1 protein-coding gene is annotated in these 401 nt (G+C 44.1%); it reads left to right on the top strand.

The genetic code is table 11. From position 1 onward, the window contains the following. Positions 1 to 107: 107 nt before the first annotated feature. Positions 108 to 401 (top strand): PfkB family carbohydrate kinase (locus tag AC30CM_RS27270; protein ID WP_490120016.1); only part of this gene is annotated, 294 nt, incomplete at its 3' end.

Genomic DNA, 401 nt, shown 5'->3' with positions numbered 1-401 from the left:
AAAATACCGGGTAACCACTGCTGAATATTGTTCTCTCCTGAGCAGCGTTTATGCTTTAATTGCTAAACCGATTTAATTAGTTTAGCAATTAGTATATTGGAGCCTTTATGAGCGCAAGAGTATGGGTACTCGGTGATGCGGTTGTTGATTTATTACCCGAAAGCCAGGGGAGACTACTACAGTGTCCTGGCGGGGCGCCTGCTAATGTTGCAGTCGGTATCGCAAGGCTGGGGGGGAAAAGTGCCTTTATTGGCAAAGTTGGCGATGATCCTTTCGGTCGCTTTATGTATCAGACACTGAGTACAGAAAATGTTGATACACATTATATGTCTCTTGATCCTCAACAACGCACCTCAATTGTGGCTATAGGACTTGATGAGCAAGGAGAAAGAAACTTTACC

Source organism: Mycobacterium sp. DHQP2018-32-09 (assembly GCF_058148405.1).
Note: the sequence above shows the minus strand (reverse complement) of the source record. Positions and strands in the feature narration are given on the sequence as shown.